The 2,020-nt window shown below is 46.9% G+C and carries 1 protein-coding gene; it reads right to left on the minus strand.

Annotation, left to right across the window (positions count from 1 at the left end):
• Positions 1–2,020, minus strand: a 2,020-nt coding sequence (locus AB4517_RS20600) for a VCBS domain-containing protein (protein ID WP_372149722.1), incomplete at both ends; no start/stop codon positions are given.

The following is a 2,020-nucleotide window of genomic DNA, read 5'->3' on the forward strand; positions in this document are numbered from 1 at the left end:
ATATCTTTTTTAGCACTGCCATCGATAGATTCAACGGTAAAGGTTTGCTGGAAGCTTTCCCCTGCGCCTAAATGTTGGACTTTATCATTGTCAATATCGTATGACCAATGGCCCTTTGCGTTGATATTGAACCGACCACCTTCGGCGGTGGTGATGGTTTGTGCAATAAAACCGGCTTGGTCGTGATCGGGGTCAATCACGTGTAACGTGCCACCACTGCTGAGCTGATTAGTGGTATTGCCAAAGGAAGTGTGATCTTCGTAAACATGATTATTGAGGCTGGAGTAGGGCGTCACTGCAATTTTTGCTTGGTTATCTTCACCGGTCACCTTCACCATAATGGTGAGCTTTTGACCATCATTGGTTTCGATTTCGTAGGGGAGCTCCATCGACTCGCCAGCATGTAGGCTACCAATGAGATCGTCCGCATGACGATTGGTAACAGCTTCTAATCTGAATTGATAAGTGCCATTAGGCCAAACATCAAGGTGACCAGGCTCAACCCCTTGGCCTAAATACTTCCCGCTAAAAACAAACTGAGTGTTATCACCACTATCAGGGTCAATTAGCTGAAGCTGGCCTCTATAGAATTTAAATTCACTATCCAGCGCTTGTGTTTCAGTGAGCTGAATGACATTAGAAACCAGTGTGGCTTTATCATCTGTCCCGGCAATCGTAAGCGTGGCGGTTTGTTGCGTACTTCCACCATGGCCATCTTCTACTTGATAAGTGATAGCGATTTGTTGCGACTGACCATTGGCCAAATGGTTAAATGCGGGATTGGTGGCATCAACAATTAATGTATGACCATCAGTATCTAAGGTAATGCCCGTTGGAAGTTGGCCCGACTGAGGTTGACCATCGATGGCATATTCAAGGTGACTGATAGTTAAAGCGTCGCCGTCTTTATCTGTGGCACCTAATAGCAGATTGAGGGGGTGATGATTATCGGCCCCCTCACTGACACTGTCGGTTAAAGGTGTCACATCAGGGTTGTCGTTAACCGCCGCTAAGTTGGTGGTTGCGCCGGTGTGGGTCACACCACCGTGTGCATCTTTCACATCGTAAGTAAAGTGCACATCGCCGTTATAGTCTTTTTCTGGGGTAAAGGTGAAGGTGCCGTCTTGGTTGTCTCGAATGGAGCCATGGTTGGCAATAAGGTTGGCGACGGTAAGCTGACCTTGGTCGTTATTATCAATATCGGTTGCATGCGCCAGTAAATCAGTCGCAGTAATGGTTTGAACAGAGTCCTCCTTGCCTGAGTTTAACTGTACCTCACTTGATACTGTGGGGGCGTCATTAGTGCCGTGGATGGTAATGACGATATCGTGGGTGGTGCCATCTTTAGAGTGCACTGTCACGGTATCCGTCAAGGTTTCGCCTTTACCTAAGTGCTGGATTTCAGGTTTGCGGTTATCTATGTAGTAATTCCAGTTTCCTTTTGGGTCAATTGCCAATTGGCCACCCAGTGATGAAGAATATGGCCGCCACTCTGGGTGCATTGCTGCAGAGATAAGGGTTTTAAAATCAAAGCCTGATTCATCCTTGTCGGGGTCAATAGCAGATAATGAGCCTTGAGCCTCCAATTTATAGGCGTAGTTTCCTTGCACGCTGGCATGAGGGTTTAGGTCTTCAGTAACACTGCCAATATCAATGCCTGCAATAACAGCATTATCTTGTACCGCCGCTAAAGTGGTACTGGCGCCAGTGTGTGTCACACCACCGTGGGCATCTTTAACGTCATAGCTGAAGTGTACATCGCCGTTATAGTCTTTTTCTGGGGTAAAAGTGAACGTGCCATCGGCATTTAACGCAATAGCACCATGGTCAGCCTGTAGGTTTTCAATGGATAGTTTGCCAATATCGTTGTCATCAACATCGCTAGTATTAGCCAGAAGCTGTGCTGAGGTGAGGACAATTTTGCTATCTTCTAAGCCATTCGCTAAACGCACTTCAGCCGAGGCAATTGGCGCATCATTGGTGCCATGAACGGTCACTGTGATATCTTTTTTAGCACTGC

This window comes from Vibrio sp. 10N.222.52.C3, assembly GCF_041474195.1.
GTDB lineage: Bacteria > Pseudomonadota > Gammaproteobacteria > Enterobacterales > Vibrionaceae > Vibrio > Vibrio crassostreae_C.